The organism is bacterium, from assembly GCA_009926305.1.
In the GTDB taxonomy this organism is placed as follows: domain Bacteria; phylum Bdellovibrionota_C; class UBA2361; order UBA2361; family RFPC01; genus RFPC01.
In genome coordinates this window covers 1-1,528 of the sequence record RFPC01000215.1, presented here as the reverse complement: position 1 = coordinate 1,528, position 1,528 = coordinate 1, and the positions used below count along the sequence as shown (strand labels likewise).

3 protein-coding genes are annotated in these 1,528 nt (G+C 43.3%); 2 read left to right on the top strand and 1 reads right to left on the bottom strand.

All coding sequences use genetic code 11. From position 1 onward, the window contains the following. Positions 1-55: 55 nt before the first annotated feature. Entirely contained in the window at positions 56-547 is a 492-nt protein-coding gene (locus EBR25_13960; GenBank protein NBW42075.1) for a hypothetical protein, read from the top strand. Positions 548-583: 36 nt separating this feature from the next. On the opposite strand, the gene EBR25_13955 is transcribed toward EBR25_13960, so the two are convergent. Then, positions 584-1,147: a hypothetical protein gene (locus EBR25_13955; GenBank protein ID NBW42074.1), complete on the bottom strand. Its 564-nt coding sequence runs from the start codon at positions 1,145-1,147 to the stop codon at positions 584-586. A 189-nt stretch (positions 1,148-1,336) separates the two neighbouring features. Between EBR25_13955 and EBR25_13950 the strand changes: the two genes are divergently transcribed. Beyond that, the coding region (locus tag EBR25_13950) for an XRE family transcriptional regulator (protein NBW42073.1) at positions 1,337-1,528 on the top strand (192 nt) is incomplete at its 3' end.

Here is a 1,528-nt window from a genome sequence, read left to right as displayed (position 1 = left end):
ACTGTTTTCTATCCATAATCTTAGCGCACAGTTTCCCTCAATGAGCAGGAGGAATATGCTGAATCCGAGAAATATGCCATCTGAAGAAGATGCGGTGAGACTTTTAGAGAAAAACGGTGCTCGTTGCGTCGAGGATGCTAAATTTCAAATCGAAACGGAGCGATATGTGGGGACAAATGGCCCCCTACGAGGCAAGTTGTTTGAATTTCCTGATGCAGATACTGCCAGAGAAGCGATTTCAAACTTGATTTCACGTGCACCTCAGAAACAATGGACTCCTCATTTCGAGCGATTATCACCAACTCGGCTGGAGTTTATCGGTATTGCTTCCTCTATCGGACTTCAACCCTTTCTTTTGGATCCAGGTCCTGTATTCGGTCTTTGTCGATATTTTTGCTATAACGAAACCACCGGAGAGAATCTCGGTGTAATTCAGTTTCCGTTAACCGAGAACGAAGGGAGAGATCTCGACTTATTAGAGGAACTCTTTTCTGAATCTACTGGAAATCAACTTGGATATGCTCTTCGTAAAGATGATGAGTTCTGATACCAGGAAATCGGATGCTTTTCGCTGAAGAGCTTCTTATCGCGAGGAATCGCTTAAAAACGAGAGAGTGAATTTAGCACTCTGGCCGTTGTCCTCCCACAAGAGAGCTTGTTCAGAGAAAGAGAAAATCTCGTTAGCAATATGATACTCAAGTAAATCTTCCAGAGATGAAGAAGGAGAGTTTTCTGAGTGGCAAGAAATAATCAAAGCGTTATCTTGATGACTAATGTCTGCCGTTTTGTGGCCGTTACGTAACGCTCCTCGAAAGAGCCACCGAAGAGTTTCTCTGAGACGAATGCCATTAATGAACACCTCTGGAAGTGGTGACCCTACCGTAATTGATAGTGATAGAAGCGACGAGTCTTCAGTCAGCCTATGGACCAACGCTTCACAGTCCACCATCTCGCCCACTTCTTGTTCACCTACTTGATGAAGACAGAGCACTCCCTCTAGTCCGACAAGGAGTTCATGAAAAAAATGGTTTGTATTGTTGCCAGCTACGAAAATTGATTTTGTGCAGAGGGAATTGGTCTCTAGGAGCAATCTGCTCTCTGTTAAGAGTGTTTCTAGTCGGTCCTTAAAGTTTCTCGCTCGTTCCATAATATACTCTCAAAATGCACCTGAAGGTTTTAAAAGCGCATAAAATGAGTCAACTGACCCAAGATAATTGCACTCTTCTGTAGTGCACCAAAATAAGAAATGAATTCCCTGATATTGGTCAGTCGACCAGTATCGTGATCATTGCCTCGATAGGTTAGTCTAACGCTACGTATTTTTGTAAAGGTATTCATGAGCCTAAGTAGCAGTCTTGCTGATGAGATAAAGCGACGAATCGCATCTGGTGAATCAAAGTATAGTATTGCCGTTGGCTCGGGTGTCGACCATGCAGTATTGCGTCGCTTCTTATGTGGTGAGCGTGATATAAAACTGAAAACCGCTGATCGACTGGCAAAATACCTCAATCTTGAACTCAAAAATCGG